Source organism: Streptomyces vinaceus (assembly GCF_008704935.1).
GTDB classification, from domain to species: domain Bacteria; phylum Actinomycetota; class Actinomycetes; order Streptomycetales; family Streptomycetaceae; genus Streptomyces; species Streptomyces vinaceus.
In genome coordinates this window covers 447744-462775 of sequence record NZ_CP023692.1, presented here as the reverse complement: position 1 = coordinate 462775, position 15032 = coordinate 447744, and the positions used below count along the sequence as shown (strand labels likewise).

15 protein-coding genes are annotated in these 15032 nt (G+C 74.6%); 7 read left to right on the top strand and 8 right to left on the bottom strand.

The genetic code is table 11. The features are described from left to right. Positions 1-59: 59 nt before the first annotated feature. From mdlC to CP980_RS02180, 3 genes are all read right to left on the bottom strand, one after another. Positions 60-1664, bottom strand: coding sequence for a benzoylformate decarboxylase (mdlC, locus tag CP980_RS02190; RefSeq protein WP_150492440.1), 1605 nt, complete (start codon positions 1662-1664; stop codon positions 60-62). 217 nt (positions 1665-1881) lie between these two features. Then, positions 1882-2268: a VOC family protein gene (locus CP980_RS02185; RefSeq protein WP_150492439.1), complete on the bottom strand. Its 387-nt coding sequence runs from the start codon at positions 2266-2268 to the stop codon at positions 1882-1884. 78 nt (positions 2269-2346) lie between these two features. Next, positions 2347-2820 (bottom strand): MarR family winged helix-turn-helix transcriptional regulator, encoded by a 474-nt coding sequence (locus tag CP980_RS02180; protein ID WP_099894592.1) that lies wholly within the window; start codon positions 2818-2820, stop codon positions 2347-2349. A 123-nt stretch (positions 2821-2943) separates the two neighbouring features. Here CP980_RS02180 and CP980_RS02175 point away from each other — a divergent pair, with 123 nt between their 5' ends. Together CP980_RS02175 and CP980_RS02170 are read left to right on the top strand one after the other, a co-directional pair. Beyond that, positions 2944-3354 (top strand): organic hydroperoxide resistance protein, encoded by a 411-nt coding sequence (locus CP980_RS02175; RefSeq protein WP_048479056.1) that lies wholly within the window; start codon positions 2944-2946, stop codon positions 3352-3354. Positions 3355-3455: 101 nt separating this feature from the next. Next, entirely contained in the window at positions 3456-4076 is a 621-nt protein-coding gene (locus tag CP980_RS02170) for a hypothetical protein (RefSeq protein ID WP_132753475.1), read from the top strand. Here the strand turns inward: CP980_RS02170 and CP980_RS02165 are convergent. The 4 genes from CP980_RS02165 to CP980_RS02150 all read right to left on the bottom strand — a co-directional run bounded on the left by CP980_RS02165 (position 4048) and on the right by CP980_RS02150 (position 8276). Next, positions 4048-4776, bottom strand: coding sequence for an alpha/beta fold hydrolase (locus CP980_RS02165; protein WP_229907439.1), 729 nt, complete (start codon positions 4774-4776; stop codon positions 4048-4050). The two genes, CP980_RS02170 and CP980_RS02165, sit on opposite strands and share 29 nt — an antisense overlap. Before the next feature lie 112 nt (positions 4777-4888). Further along, the gene (locus tag CP980_RS02160) at positions 4889-6178 is read right to left on the bottom strand and encodes an SAM-dependent methyltransferase (RefSeq protein WP_229907440.1); all 1290 of its coding nucleotides are present in this window, start codon (positions 6176-6178) and stop codon (positions 4889-4891) included. Continuing rightward, positions 6175-6933: a DUF1365 domain-containing protein gene (locus CP980_RS02155; RefSeq protein WP_229907441.1), complete on the bottom strand. Its 759-nt coding sequence runs from the start codon at positions 6931-6933 to the stop codon at positions 6175-6177. The genes CP980_RS02160 and CP980_RS02155 overlap by 4 nt, the downstream gene beginning before the upstream one ends. A gap of 77 nt (positions 6934-7010) precedes the next feature. Next, complete coding sequence (locus CP980_RS02150) at positions 7011-8276, bottom strand: NAD(P)/FAD-dependent oxidoreductase (RefSeq protein WP_150492437.1); 1266 nt, start codon at positions 8274-8276, stop codon at positions 7011-7013. Between the two features lie 380 nt (positions 8277-8656). Between CP980_RS02150 and sigK the strand changes: the two genes are divergently transcribed. After that, a complete protein-coding gene (gene sigK, locus CP980_RS02145) occupies positions 8657-9181 on the top strand; it encodes an ECF RNA polymerase sigma factor SigK (protein WP_150492436.1) in 525 nt (174 codons plus the stop codon). Then, positions 9178-9930: an anti-sigma factor gene (locus CP980_RS02140; RefSeq protein WP_132753467.1), complete on the top strand. Its 753-nt coding sequence runs from the start codon at positions 9178-9180 to the stop codon at positions 9928-9930. The genes sigK and CP980_RS02140 overlap by 4 nt, the downstream gene beginning before the upstream one ends. A gap of 13 nt (positions 9931-9943) precedes the next feature. Here the strand turns inward: CP980_RS02140 and CP980_RS02135 are convergent, their stop codons facing one another. Beyond that, positions 9944-10570, bottom strand: coding sequence for a helix-turn-helix domain-containing protein (locus tag CP980_RS02135; protein WP_150492435.1), 627 nt, complete (start codon positions 10568-10570; stop codon positions 9944-9946). Between the two features lie 324 nt (positions 10571-10894). Between CP980_RS02135 and pgm the strand changes: the two genes are divergently transcribed. The 3 genes from pgm to CP980_RS02120 all read left to right on the top strand — a co-directional run bounded on the left by pgm (position 10895) and on the right by CP980_RS02120 (position 15002). Continuing rightward, positions 10895-12535 carry a phosphoglucomutase (alpha-D-glucose-1,6-bisphosphate-dependent) gene (gene pgm / locus CP980_RS02130; protein ID WP_150492434.1) on the top strand — a complete coding sequence of 547 codons (1641 nt, stop codon included), beginning with the start codon at positions 10895-10897 and terminating at the stop codon, positions 12533-12535. A 112-nt stretch (positions 12536-12647) separates the two neighbouring features. Continuing rightward, positions 12648-13865, top strand: coding sequence for an FAD-dependent monooxygenase (locus CP980_RS02125; protein WP_150492433.1), 1218 nt, complete (start codon positions 12648-12650; stop codon positions 13863-13865). 402 nt (positions 13866-14267) lie between these two features. Beyond that, entirely contained in the window at positions 14268-15002 is a 735-nt protein-coding gene (locus CP980_RS02120) for an SOS response-associated peptidase (RefSeq protein ID WP_150492432.1), read from the top strand. Positions 15003-15032: the final 30 nt, after the last annotated feature.

The following is a 15032-nucleotide window of genomic DNA, read 5'->3' as shown; positions in this document are numbered from 1 at the left end:
CGGCCTTCTGACGGTGGTGGGGGGAGGAGGCGGGTGGCCGGGAGCTGGGCGGCCGGGCTTCAGAGGGAGGGGAGCTCGGTGGTCACGGGCACGTCGATGAGCACCGGGCCGTCCTGCTGGGCCGCCGCGTCCCGTACGAGCTTGGTGAGTTCACCCGCGCCCTGGGCGCGGTGGGTGCGCACCCCGTAGCCGTCGGCGACGGCCGTGATGTCCAGACCGGGGATGTCGAGACCGGGGGAGCCCTGGGCGTGTTCGAGCTGCGCGAACCAGTGGAGGATCGCGTACTTCGCGTTGCTGAGGACGACGAAGGTGACCGGCACCTTGTACGCGGCCGCGGTCCACAGGGCCTGCACGGCGTAGTGGATCGAGCCGTCGCCGATGACGCAGACCACGGGCCGGGCGGGCGCGCCGAGCTGCGCGCCGACGGCCGCCGCCGCCCCGAAGCCGAGTCCGCCGCCCGCCGAGAACAGGTAGGAGTCCGGGGAGCTGATGCGGGTCGCCTCGTGGAACTGCGGGACGTTGGAGGGCGATTCGTTGACCCAGAGGGTGTTCTCGGGGGCGCCGTGCGCGATGGCGGTGAGGGCCGCGAGCGGGGTGAGGACCCCGTCGGCCTCGGAGAAGCGCACCGGCTCGTGCGGGGCGGGCGCGTGCGCGGCTGCGGCCGGGAGCCGCTCCGCGAGGGCCCGTACGGTCAGGGCCAGGTCCGCGACGACCGCGTCCCCGACGGGGGCCCGGGCGGCCTCCTCGGCGTCACGGGTGAGGAGCACCAGCTCGGCGCCCTCCGGCAGGTGGTCCCCGGGGACGTAGGGGTAATAGCGGAACACGGGCGCGCCGATCACGACCACCAGGTCGTGTCCCGCGAGCTGCCGGCCGAGCGGCCCGATCGCCGGGGCCAGGTCCCCGCGGAACTGCGGGTGGCTGCGGGGGAAGGAGACGCGGGCCGACACGGGCGCCGCCCAGACGGGCAGTGCGGTGCGCTCGGCGAGCGCGAGGACGCCGTCCCATGCGCCCGAGGCGTCGACGTCGTCGCCGACGACGAGGACGGCGGAGCGGGCGCGGGAGATCCGGTCGGCGAGCGCCCCGACCGTGGCGGCGTCGGGCGCGGCGGCGTGCGTGATCCGGCGGGCGGCGCCGGCGCGGCCGGCCCGGTCCTCGGCCTCGCTGAGCTCCGCGTCGAAGTCGTCCATGGGCAGGGAGAGGAACACCGGCCCGTGGGGCGGGGTTTCGGCGATCTGCACGGCGCGGGCCAGCGCGGCCGGTACGTCGGCGGGGCGCGGGGGCTCGTACGCCCACTTGACGGCGGGCTGGGGGAGCAGCGTGGCCTGCGGGTTGGAGAGCAGGGCCTCCATGGTGAGCATGGCGCGCACCTGCTGGCCCGCGGTGACGACCATCGGGGTGCGGTTCGCACGGGCGTTCAGGACGGCGCCCATCGCGTTGCCGGTTCCGGGACCGGTGTGCAGGTTGACCAGGGAGGTGGTTCTGGAGGCGAGGGCGAATCCGTCGGCCATGCCGACGACCACGGCCTCCTGGAGGCCGAGTACGTAGCGGAAGTCCTCGGGGAACCGCTTGAGCATCGGGAGTTCGGTCGAGCCGGGGTTGCCGAAGACCGTGGTGATACCACGTGCTCGTAGAACGTCCAGGACTGATTCGCGAACCGTGCGCATTCGGTGTCCTTCCGCGCAGCCGGGGGCACTGTCGGTGATCAATCCAGCACACTGAGTTGATCTTTACAAAAGGCCTCCACCGCATATTCATCTCTGGTATGCGCGCGGCGTGCAGCCGCTTCCCTACTGGCCACAGGGCCGGAAGGGGTTGACGGCGTGTCCAGGGAGCGGGCCCGATGTCCCCCCGATGGGTGGACGGGCTCGGGGGCGCAGGGGCTCAGGGGCGGTAGCGCAGGGGGTGGTCCTCCGGGACCTCCACCACGGCGATGCGCACCCCGTCCGGGTCGGCGACCCACATCTCGATCAGCCCCCAGGGCTCTCGCCGGGGCGGCCGCAGCACCTCGGCGCCCCGCGCCAGCAACTCCTCGTACGCCGCCTGTGCGTCGGCGACCTGGAGCCACAGCCGGAGCCCGGGGGCCGACGGCCCGTCGGCGCGCCCCGAGACCTCCAGGAAGCCGCCGCCCAGGAAGTAGACCGTGCCGCGGTCCGGCCCGGTGCCGAACTCCCGGTGGACGGCGAGCCCCAGGGTGCCTCCGTAGAACGCGCGCGAGCGCTCCGGGTCGGTGGGGGTGAGCAGGACGCGGCTTCCGAGTACGTGGACCATGCCGGTCAACCTAGACCGGGAGGGAGCGCGTTGCCCGGCGGACGCCCCGCCGGCGGGGCGCGCGTCAGCCGCAGCCGGTCAGGCCTCGGGGACGGCGGCGTCGAGGGCCGCGGTGAGGCGGTGCAGGCGGATCTGGAGGTCCCGGATCTCGGCGAGCTCGAACCCGGTCGCGGCCGCGATCCGGCGCGGCACCTCCACCGCGCGTGCGCGCAGCGCCGCACCCTCCCCGGTGAGGCCGACGCGCACGGACCGCTCGTCCTCGGTGCTGCGCTCGCGGTGGACCAGTCCGGCCGCCTCAAGGCGCTTGAGCAGCGGCGACAGGGTGCCCGAGTCGAGCCGGAGGTGCTTTCCGATCTCCTTGACAGGCGTCGTGCCGTGCTCCCACAGCACCAGCATCACCAGGTACTGCGGGTAGGTCAGGCCGAGGTCCTTGAGGACGACGCGGTAGAGGCCGTTGAAGGCCCTGCTCGCCGAGTTCAGCGCGAAGCAGATCTGGCCGTCCAGGCGGAGGAAGTCCTCCTCGCGGAGGGTTCGGGTCGGCTGCTCGCTCATGGACGCCAGTGTACCCGGGCAGCGCTTGCGAGGCATTTAGTTGTGCACAACTTAATTGTGTGCTCTAATTCTGGGTGTCAGCCGATCGCCGGCTGAACGGTCACCACCGCGAGAGGAACCCCCATGGACGCGCTGTACACCGCTGTCGCCACCGCCAACGGCCGCGAAGGCCGCACGGTCAGCTCCGACGGTCAGATCGACCTCGCGCTCGCCATGCCCCCGGCGCTCGGCGGCAGCGGCCAGGGCACCAACCCCGAGCAGCTCTTCGCGGCGGGCTACGCGGCCTGCTTCGCCAGCGCGCTCGGCCTGGTCGGCCGGCAGGCGAAGGTCGACACCGGTGAGGTCTCGGTCACCGCGGAGACCTCGATCGGCAAGGACGACACGGGCTTCGCCCTGGCCGTCACCCTCCGCGTCGAGCTGCCGGAGTCCCTCGCGGGGGAGACGGGCGAGCTGCTGGTCAAGCAGGCCCACGAGGTCTGCCCCTACTCCAAGGCCACCCGCGGCAACATCCCCGTCACCCTGGTCGTCGAGTAATCCCCCTCGGGCCCTCACCTAGGGCCGGCGACCCGCCCCGTCAGGGGCGGGTCAGGGCCTTCCCGGAGGGCCGGCGGGTCCGGCGCGGACACGATCGATCCATGTCGAACTCACCATGGCAGCGGGCGGCGTTCAGCGTCGGACCGCTCTGCATGACGGCCTACGGGCTCATCCGGCTCACCGACGGGGAACACGGCCCCGGGGCGGCCTGGTCCGCGGGCCACCTCTTCTTCCTGACCGCCGTGTTGTGCTTCGTCCCCGTCGTGCTGGGGCTGCGCCGGACGGCCGCGGCGGAGCGCGGCCCGGGCGGCCGGGGGCTGGCCGCCGCCGGGGCGGTGACCGCGCTGCTCGGCGCGGCCACCGTGGTCGCGCAGGCGGTCATCGACCTCGTCGCCGGTTTCCTCAGCGAGGACCGCGAGGCCATGCGCGAGATCTTCCGGCGCGTCAAGAGCCACGCCGGTGTGGAGCCCGCCGTCTACACTGTCGGCCCCCTCCTCTTCTACGTCGGCCTGCTGCTGCTCCTGACCCAGCTGGCCGCCCTGCGCCGGACCGCCGCCTGGCGGCCCCTCGCGGTGGTCGCGGGCATCGTGGCCACGGGCCTCAGCCTGGACCTGCTGCCGCTGGCCGGACTGCTGTTCCTCCTCGCCTTCGGGCCCCTGGGCCGCCAGGTCGAAGAAGCGGACCGCCGACGGCTCACCGCCACGGCCGCCCCGGGCCGCTGACCGGCTGCCGGCCCCGCGCCGCAGGGCCCGGCGGCGTGGGGACGGGGTCGGTGAACAGGGTGTCCGGGAGCGGGGCCAGCTCCAGCAGACCCAGCGCCGTGTCCCGCGCGATCCGATGCCAGGCCGGGGCCCCGCGGACCATCGCGTGCCCGCCGGTCGGCATGGCGATGCCCGCCGCCCGGGCCCCCCGGGCGCGGGCCCGCCGTACGTAGTCCCACGACCCCTGCGCGTCCGTGACCCGGTCCGCCTCGTCGTGCAGCAGCACCACGGCCGTGTCCCCGAGGTGCAGGACCGGTTCCCCCGGCGGGCACCACGGTGCGAGCCCCACCACCGCGCGGACCAGCGGATCGGCGGCGGCCCGCAGCGCGGCGCGCCCGCCCATGGAGTGCCCGACCAGCACCACGGGCAGCGGGCCGGCCACGCAGCACAGCTCGCGCAGCGCCTGCCACACGTCGTGGACCGGGTCCGCGCGGTGCCCGTTCCAGCCGCGGTGCTCGTAGCGGACCTCCGCCACGACCACGTCCCGCGCCGCCCGGCTGCCCGCCACCGCCCGGGCGAACGGACGCATCCGCAGCCCCGGCAGGTTCGGCCGCGGCGGGGCGCCCAGCCCCTCCGCCCGCCCTCCGTGCAGCAGGAGCACCGCGGCCACCGGCTCCCGCGGCACCCGGTGCAGCACCAGCGCACCCGCCGGCGCCCTCACGAGCGGCCTCCCCACGAGGAGGGGTCAGCGGCCGGCCGCACCCGCCGGACGGCCTTCGCGCCGACGGCGCCCCCGGCCGGGTCGGGCGGGAGGGCCTGCCCGGGCGCGGGGGTCATCGCCGCGCCCCGTGCGGGGCGTCCTCGGTCAGGAGCAGCTGCCGGACGTCGAGGTAGCGGGAGCGGAACCCGGCTTCCGAGTAGGCCAGGTAGAACTCCCACATCCGCCGGAACGTCGCGTCGAAGCCGAGCGCCGCCACCTCCTCGGCCCGCTCCGTGAAGCGCTCCCGCCACAGGCACAGGGTCTGCGCGTAGTGGTCCCCGTACCCCTGGTCGGAGACGATCCGCAGCCCCGCGCCGGCCGCGTGCGTCTCGATCGCCTCGCGCGAGGGGATCAGGCCGCCGGGGAACACGTACTTGCTGATCCACGTGTGCGTAGCGGCGGTCCGCAGCATCCGCTCGTGCCCCATGGTGATGGACTGGAGCGCTATCCGGCCCCCGGGCGCCACCGCATCGCGCAGGGCGGCGAAGTACGTGGGCCAGAAGTCCCTGCCGACCGCCTCGATCATCTCCACGCTCACCACCGCGTCGTACCGGCCCTCCACATCACGGTAGTCCCGCAGTTCCACGTCCACCCGGTCGGCCAGCCCCGCGGCGGCGATCCGGCGGCGGGCGAGGCGCTGCTGCTCGGCGGAGAGGGTGACCGTCGTCACGTAGGCCCCGCGGGCGGCCGCGCGCAGCGCGAGTTCGCCCCATCCCGTGCCGATCTCCAGCAGGCGCGTGCCCGCGCCGACGCCGCAGAGGTCCAGCAGCCGGTCGGTCTTGCGGTGCTGCGCGGCGGGCAGGCTCTCGTGGCGGGCGGGGAACGAGGTGAAGACGGCGGACGAGTACGACATGGTCTCGTCGAGGAAGAGCGCGAACAGCTCGTTCGACAGGTCGTAGTGGCGGCGGACGTTCTCCCGGGCGCCGGCCCGCGAGTTCAGCTGCGCCTCGGGCCTGCGCTGCACCCACGCCCCGCGCAGCCGGCGCAGCGGGACGGGCATGAGGTCGTCCACGTGCGCGGCGAGGACGGTCAGCAGGCCGGGCAGGTCGTCGCTGTCCCATTCGCCCGCCATGTAGGACTCGCCGAAGCCGATCAGGCCCTGCGCCCCGATCCGGCGGAAGAAGGCGTCCGGGTCGTGGACGGTCAGCGAGGGGCCGAGGCCGATCGCCGGTTCGGCGCCGAAGCGGCAGCGTAGCGGCAGGGCGGTCACGGCGCGGCGGACCAGTCGGCGGGCGACGGCCGCGTGCCCGAAGGGGGCGGCCGGCGGCCGCGCCACGTCCGGCCAGGCCCGCGCGGCGGCGTCGGCGGCGGCGCCGGAGGCGGACTCGGCGGTGTCGGCGGTGCGGGGCAGCGAAAGGGTCACGAGGGGTTGCCTTCCTGGAGTGCGCGAGCGGGGCGGGGCTGTACGGACAGCCCCCGGAGCGGCAGGCGGACGGCGTGGCGGCGGATGCCGGCCCGGACCGCGGCCGTGGACCACGGCCGCCGCGCGACCGCGCGCAGCAGGGCGAAGGTGGTGGCGGGGCGGTGGCGGCCGTGCAGGGTCGCGGTGAAGGGCCGCTGACCGGCGCGTACGAGCTGGACGGTGATCCCCAGCCGCTCCCGGGGCTCCGGCAGGCGCATGAGGTGGCGGCCGTCGACGGGGAAGAACGGCGAGACGTACAGCTCCTTCGGGGCCTCGGCCCGGCCGGCCCCGTCGGTCCGCAGCAGGTGGCAGTGGCGCTGTCCGTACGGGTGGTGGACCTCGGCCACCACGCAGACCAGGGTCCCGGCCCGGTCGTGGCACCAGTACAGCGTCAGCGGGTTGGACACGTACCCCAGGACCCGGGCGTGGGCCAGCATCAGGACCTGACCGCCGTCGAGGTGCACGCCCCGGGAGGCCAGGTACGCGTCGAGGCCGGCCCGGATGGTCGGCGCGGCGGCGAAGTGGTCCCGGGCGTCGAAGCGGGCCAGCGGGCGCAGGGGCCGGGGGAGGCGGGGGAGCGCGTCCAGGTCCACGAGCCACATGTACGTGAGGTGCCGCAACGAGAGCCGTACGGGGGCCGTCCGCGCGTGGGAGACGACGCAGTCGTACAGGGCGGGCACGTCAACGGAGGGCAGGGCGGGGGGAGTCGGGGCCACCGCAACCGACCGGGCCACCCGAACCGGTGCGGACCTTCGGCGCATCCGCCGCGCCACCGTGGGCGCGTCCACCCGGCTCACCACCGCACCCCCAGCGCCGCGGCAGCTCGCACTCCCGAGTGGCAGCCGTCCTCGTGGAACCCCCACCCGTGGTACGCCCCCGCGAACGCGGTCACCCGCGTGTTGAGGCGGGGCAGTGCCCGCTGCGCGGCCACCGACTCCGCCGTGTGGACGGGGTGCGCGTAATCCATCCGTGCCAGGACGCGCTCGGGGTCGACCCGCCCGCCCGCGTTCAGGGTGACGACGTACCGGGTACGGCCCGGCAGCCGCTGGAGCCGTGTCATGTCGTAGCTGACCCGGACCCCCTCCGGCCCCGGGCGGCAGTCCTGGAGGTGGTAGTTCCACGATGCGCGGGCCCTCGGCGAGCGGGGCAGCAGGCCGGTGTCGGTGTGCAGCACCGTCGGGTTCTCCTCGTACCGGAAGGCGCCCAGGACCCGCCGCTCGTCCGGGGTCGGGTCGGCCAGCAGGCGCAGCGCCTGGTCGGGGTGGGTGGCGATGACGACCGCGTCGTAGGGGTCCGTCGTACCGTCCTCGGTGCCGACCAGCACGCCGCTCGGTATCCGGTCCACCCGGTCGACCCGGGTGGCGGTCCGGACGTTGCTGATCTCCTTGGCGGCCTTCTCCACGTAGGCGGCGCTGCCGCCGGTGACCGTCTTCCACCGCGGGGACCCCGTCACGGACAACAGCCCGTGGTGGTCGAGGAAGCGGAACAGGTACGCGGCCGGGTACTCCAGCGCGGTGTCGCCGGGGCAGGACCACACGGCCGACACCAACGGCGTGATGAAGTGGCCGACGAAGTACGGGGAGAACCCGCCCTCGGCGAGGAACGCGCGCAGGGTGAGCCGCTGGTCGGGGCCGCCCGCGGCCAGCAAGCGGCGGGCACGGCGGTGGAAGAGCGGCACTTCGGCCAGCAGCCGCAGGTACCGGCCGCGCAGCGCCGCCCGCCCGGTGAACAGGCCCGCGGGCCCGCGGGCGCCGGCGTACTCCAGACCGCATCCGTCGCACCGCACGGACATGCTCATCTCGGAGTCCTGCGTGGCCACTGCGAGTTCGCGCAAGAGCCGGGTCAGCAGCGGGTAGGTGCGCTCGTTGTGGACGATGAACCCCGAGTCCACCCGCACGGTTCCGCCGTCCCCGGCGGGCAGTTCATGGGTGTGGGCGTGACCCCCCAGCCGGGGGTCCGCCTCGTACAGCGTGACGTCGCACGCCTTCTGCAGGACGTAGGCGGCGGTCAGCCCCGCCACCCCGCCGCCGATCACGGCCACGCTCCGGGTACGCACCATTCGCCACTCCCCACCGGTCGCCGCGCCGTCGCCGGGTCGCGGCGGCGTCTCCCCCTTGCTTCGCCGCCGGAGTTCCCCCGGATTGGTGGAAGTTGCCGCGGGCGCAACCGGCCGCGCGGGCAGGGCATCCGTACCTGCTGCACATCGACGCGGAATTGGCGACCTGGTTGACCAATCCGTACAGATGTCCGCTCCGAAGACCGGTCGAGAACGCGAACCTGGCACCATCCGGAGCGGTCGGCCCCCTTTGTGAACGGGCCGGTCCATGCGACCGGAAGGACTGTCATGCGACGGACGGACCCCGGCGGACCCTCCGCCACCACCGGGCAACCCCTGCCCTTCGGTGTCCACGACACCGCGGCCCCCGGCTCGAAGACCTGATGTCCCGGGTGGCCCGCGGCGACAAGGACGCGTTCTCCGCGCTGTACGACGCCCTGTCCGGGACCGTGTTCGGACTGGTCGTCCGCGTCGTACGCGACCGCGCCCAGTCCGAAGAGGTGACACAAGAGGTGATGATCGACCTATGGCGCCAGGCCGCCCGCTACCGCCCCGAACAGGGCAGCGTGCACACCTGGGCCGCCACCCTCGCCCATCGCAGGGCCGTCGACCGCGTCCGCTCCGCGCAGGCCGCGATCAACCGCGAACAGGACCAGGCGGCCCGCCTTCAGGCGCGCCCGTTCGACGAGGTCGCGGAACAGGTCGAGACCAGGCTGGAGAGCGAGCAGGTACGGCGCTGCATGCGCGGACTGACCGAGATCCAGCGCCAGGCCGTCACACTGGCCTACTACCAGGGCCTGACCTACCGCGAGGTCGCCGAGACCCTGCGCGCTCCGCTGCCCACGATCAAGACACGCATGCGCGACGGACTCATCCGGCTGCGCGACTGCATGGGGGTGACCACATGAAGCACGACGGGGAACTGCACACCCTCACCGGCGCGTACGCCCTCCACGCACTCACACCGGCGGAACACGAAGTGTTCACCGGGCACCTCGACGGCTGCCCTTCCTGCCGGCAGGAAGTGGCCGAGTTCGCCGCCACCGCCGCCCGCCTGGCCGGCGCCGCCACCGCGCCGCCGCCCGCGCGCATGAAGGACGCGGTGCTCCACGGCATCGACTCGGTCCGCCAACTGCCCCCGCTGCTCCCGGCGGTGGGACGGCAGCCGACGACGTTCACCGCGATCCTGCGCCGCAAGGCCATCACGCTGGTCATCGCCGCGAGCATCGCCGCCGCGGCCGTGCTCGGCGGGGTCACCGTGCGGCAGAACCGGCTCGCCGAGGAGGCCCGCCAGCAGGCACAGGCCTCCGAACGCCGCCTCCAGGACGTCGGCGCCGTGCTGGCCGCCCCCGACGCCCGGACGGTACGGGGCCGCACCACCGGCGGAGCCACCACCTCCGTGGTCAGCTCCAAACAGCGCGACCGGGCGGTCTTCATCGGCGCCGGGCTCCCCGACCCCGGCGCGGACCGGACGTACCAGCTCTGGTTCGACGACCACGGCACCATGCGGCCCGCCGGGCTCCTCACGCGGGACGGGGCCACACTCATGGAGGGAGGTGTCCAGGGCGCCTCCGGAGTGGGGCTCACCGTCGAACCCGCCGGCGGGTCCGCCCGGCCCACCACCCGCCCGCTGATGCTCCTGAACCTGCCGGCATGAGGCGCACCGCCGCCTACGGGGCGGGCTTCGGGGAGGGCTTCGCGCGGACGTGCATGCGTTCGCCCTGGCGGCCGAAGAGGCTGAGGACCTCGACGGGCCGGCCGTCGGCACTGCTGAACCAGTGGGGGAGCCGGGTGTCGAACTCGGCGACCTCGCCGGGGCCGAGGACCAGATCGTGCTCCGGGAGCACCAGCCGCAACCGGCCCTGGAGCACGTACATCCACTCATAGCCCTCGTGGGTACGGAGATCCGGCTCCGTACCCCGGTCCGTGATGATCATCTTGTACGCCTGGAGGGGGCCCGGGGTCCGGGACAGCGGGACGTACGAGTCGCCGTTCGGCATCGCCTGCGGGGTCAGCCGGACCCGGGGGTCGCCCACTTCGGGTGCTCCCACCAGATCGTCCAGCGGCACGCGGTACGCACTCGCCAGCGGCAGCAGCAGCTCCAGGCTGGGGCGGCGCTGCCCGGACTCCAGACGGGACAGGGTGCTCTTGGAGATGCCGGTCGTCTCGGAGAGCGCGGCGAGGGTGAGCCCGCGCCGGGCGCGCAGCCGCTTGAGCCGGGGGCCGACCTCGTCGAGAACGGTCCGGTACGGGGCGGGCGAGGGCGGGTCGGCCGGAGTGCCGGCTGATGTGTCCATGGGGGCATTCCACCCCGGCCGTCCCGGAAACGGCAACAAGGGTTGTCGGACCGGAACCACACGGTGCGGACTCCGCGGCACGCGTGCTCGCCGAGGCCTTCCCGGGCGACCGGGTGGCCGTCCACCACGCGGAACTGCCGGCTGGACCGACGCCTTCCTCCTGTCGGCCACCACCGCCTTCACCGGCGTGCCGAGCACCGGCCCGGAGGCGTGACCCGGGGCACAGGCGCGCGCCGAGTGGGGACGCGGCGGTGCGGGCACGTTCAGGGGGCGACACAATGGGCGCGGTTGTTCTCTTTGATCTCTTACGGAGGAATAGGGCGGATGCTCAACGACAGAGCGAGGCAGCAGGCGCGCCCGGAGGACCTGGTCGACGTGGCCCGCCTCGTCACCGCGTACTACGCGCTGCACCCCGATCCGGCCGACCCCGGCCAGCGCGTCAGCTTCGGCACCTCGGGACACCGCGGCTCCTCCCTCGCCACGGCCTTCAACGAGGACCACATCGCCGCGACCAGCCAGGCGATCTGCGAGTACCGGGCCCAGCAGGGCATCGACGGCCCCCTCTTCCTCGGCGCGGACACCCATGCCCTGTCCGAACCCGCCCGGGTGACCGCCCTGGAGGTCTTCGCCGCCAACGGCGTGAGCGTCCTGGTCGACAGCGCCGACGGGTACACCCCCACGCCCGCGGTCTCGCACGCGATCCTCACCCACAACCGGGGCCGCACCTCTGCCCTGGCCGACGGCGTGGTGGTCACCCCCTCGCACAACCCGCCCGCGGACGGCGGCTTCAAGTACAACCCGCCGCACGGCGGGCCCGCCGGATCGGACGCGACGGGCTGGATCCAGGAGCGCGCCAACGAGATCATCACCGGCGGGATGAAGGAGGTCCGGCGCATCCCGTTCGCGCGCGCCGCGGCCGCCGCGACCACGGGTACCTACGACTTCCTCGGCACGTACGTACGCGATCTGCCGTCCGTGCTCGACCTGGACGCCGTCCGCGCCGCGGGCGTGCGCATCGGGGCCGACCCGCTCGGCGGGGCCTCCGTGGCGTACTGGGGCCGGATCGCCGAGGAGCACCGGCTCGACCTGACCGTGGTCAACCCGTACACCGACCCCACCTGGCGGTTCATGACGCTGGACTGGGACGGCAAGATCCGGATGGACTGCTCCTCCCCGTACGCGATGGCCTCGCTGATCGAGGGCCGGGACCGGTTCCAGATCGCCACCGGCAACGACGCCGACGCCGACCGGCACGGCATCGTGACGCCGGACGGCGGGCTGATGAACCCCAACCACTACCTCGCCACCGCGATCGAATACCTCTACAGCCACCGCGAGCAGTGGCCCGCGGACGCGGGCGTCGGCAAGACCCTGGTCTCCTCGGGGATGATCGACCGGGTGGCCGCGGACCTGGGCCGCGAACTGGTCGAGGTCCCCGTCGGTTTCAAGTGGTTCGTGGACGGGCTCTCCGCGGGCTCCATCGGCTTCGGCGGCGAGGAGTCGGCCGGCGCCTCCTTCCTGCGCCGCGACGGCTCCGTGTGGACCACCGACAAGGACGGCATCCTGCTGGCCCTGCTGGCCTCGGAGATCCTGGCCGTGACCGGGCAGACCCCGAGCGAGCGGTACGCCGGCCTGACGGGCCGCTTCGGCGAGCCGGCGTACGCCCGGATCGACGCCCCGGCCACCCGGGAGGAGAAGGCGGTCCTCGGCCGGCTGTCCCCCGAACAGGTCACCGCCGACACCCTGGCGGGCGAGCCGGTCACGGCGGTGCTGACGGAGGCTCCCGGGAACGGGGCCGCCATCGGCGGCATCAAGGTCACCACGGAGCACGCCTGGTTCGCGGCCCGCCCCTCGGGCACGGAGGACGTCTACAAGATCTACGCCGAGTCCTTCCACGGCGCGGACCACCTGGCCCGCGTACAGGAGGAGGCCCGCTCCGTCGTCTCGGCGGCACTGGCCGGCTGATCTCCCCGCGGTCCGTCGCTCCCCGGCGCCCGGCCGCCGGCGAACCGCCCCCCGAGCCCGTCGGACCTCAGTAGGCTGACGGGCTCCGGGAGTTCGTCTGGAGGGAGCAGTCATGCGGGGCGGTACGGTCGCGGTGGTGGGCGGGAGCGTCGCCGGTTGCGCGCTGGCCTCGGCGGCGGCCCGCGCGGGCGCCGACGAGGTGGTGGTGCTGGAGCGCACCCAGGGACGGCTGGCCGACCGGGGCCTCGGCCTCTGCATCCACGACGGGCGGGCCGCCGAACTCGCCGCCACCGGCGCCCTGCCCGCCGGCATCGCCGCGCACCGGCTGACCCGGCGACGCTGGATCGTCCGGGACGACGCGGCGGCCGGGCCGGCCGGGCGGGTCTTCTGGGAGCAGCCGTTCCCGTTCCACTCGTACCACTGGGGCCTGCTGTGGCGCGGGCTGCGGGAGGCGACGCCCGCCTCCGTGGTCTACCGGCAGGGCGCGGCGGTGACGGGCGTGGCCGACACCGGCGCGGGGGCCGAGGTACGGACGGCCGGCGGGCGGGCCGAGCCGTTCGACCTGGTCGTCGGCGCCGACGGGTACCGCTCGGTGGTGCGCGAGGCCGTCTGCCCCGGGTCCCGGCCCGTGTACGCCGGGTACGTCTGCTGGCGCGGGAACCTGGACGCCCGGCATCTGGAGGGGCTCGGCCACGGAGGCGTGCCCACCGACGCGGTGACCACCGTCTGCTTCCCCGGCGGGAGCTGCGTGGTCTACCCGACCCCCGGGCCGGACGGCCCCCGGGTGAACTGGGTCCTGTACGCCATGCCGCCGAGCGGCGGCCGGCTGCCGTTCGACGACCCGACCAGCTTCCCGCCGGGGCGGGTGACCGAGGAACTCACCGCGCACCTGGGCACGTTGCTGGAGCGGGAGTTCCCGCCCCACTGGGCGCGGGTGCTCGGGCTGACCGCGGCCGCGGACACGTACGTCCAGCCCATCTACGACCTCGAAGCGGCGCGTACGACGGCCGGGCGCCTCCTGCTCGCGGGCGACGCGGCGACCGTGGTGCGCCCCCACAACACGAGCGGGGTGGCCAAGGCCCTCCAGGACGCCAGCGCGTTCGAGGAAGCCTGGCGCCGGGCCGGCACCTGGTCCGAGCTGCTGGACGCCTACCACGCGACGCGCGGCGCGGCCGGGCGGGAGATGGTCGCCCTGGCCCGCCGCCTCGGCCGGGGCCAGGTGGAGCGGACCCCGGCCTGGGCCACGATGGGCCACCGCCAGGTGGAGTCGTGGTGGCGGGAACTGCTCGACGGAGCCGCCGACATCGGCGGCCAGGCGATGAAGCCGTAGTCCGGGAGCCCGGGAGCCCCGTATCGCCGGTAGCCCCGTAGCAGGCGGTGCGGTTGGAGTAGGCCGGCCCGATGTCCCGGACCCCGAGCTCCGCAGCACGACCTTGCCGTCGCGGACCATGGCGCCGGGGCGGCGGGCAGCGGGGGCGGGCGACCGGGGGCCGCCCGTACGAGCGGGGGAGGCGCCCGGTGGCCGTCGCCGAGCGGGGTGGCGGCAGTGCGGCCTAGGCTGGAGACGGCGGCCGTCCGCGGTGAGCGGCCCGGGCGGCCGCCCCGGCGGCTGCGGGCACGTACCCCTCCTTGATCCCGCGCCCGCGGCGCCGGCACGGCGCCGCGGTGGACACGGCCGCGGCGGCGGGCGGCCGGAAGGCCGCAGCGGCCCTCACGGTGGGACAGTGGACCCATGTGCGGTCGATATGCCTCCAGCCGCGCCCCCGAGGACCTGGCCGGCCTGTTCGAGGCCCGTTGGGACCCCCGGGAGACGCTGGCACCGAGCTGGAACGTGGCCCCCACCGACGAGGTGTGGGCCGTCCTGGAACGCCCCGACCGCACGACGGGGGAGGTGGAGCGCAGGCTGCGCACCCTGCGCTGGGGCTTGGTCCCCTCCTGGGCGAAGGACCCCACCGGGGGCGCCCGGATGATCAACGCGCGGGTGGAGACGGTGCACGAGAAGCCGGCCTACCGCCGGGCCTTCACCCGGCGCCGCTGCCTGCTGCCGGCGGACGGCTTCTACGAGTGGCAGTCCGTGGCCGCCACCGCCACGGCGAAGGCCTACAAGCAGCCCTACTTCATCACTCCGGAGGACACCTCGGTGATGGCCATGGCCGGGCTGTACGAGTTCTGGCGCGACCCGGCCGTGACCGACGAGGACGACCCGGCCGCCTGGCTCATCACCACGACGATCATCACGACCGAGGCCACCGACGCGGCGGGCCGCATCCACCCCCGGATGCCGCTGGCCGTGGCCGCGCAGGACCACGACGCCTGGCTGGACCCGGCCCACGAGGACGTCCACGACCTGCGCGCCCTGCTCCACACCCCGGCCGACGGGCACCTCGCCGTACGGGCGGTGTCCACGGCGGTCAACAGCGTGCGGAACAACGGTCCCGAGCTGCTCGCCCCGCCGGCCGGCCGGTGAGCCGTACCCCCGTCGGGGAGCCGTGGAACG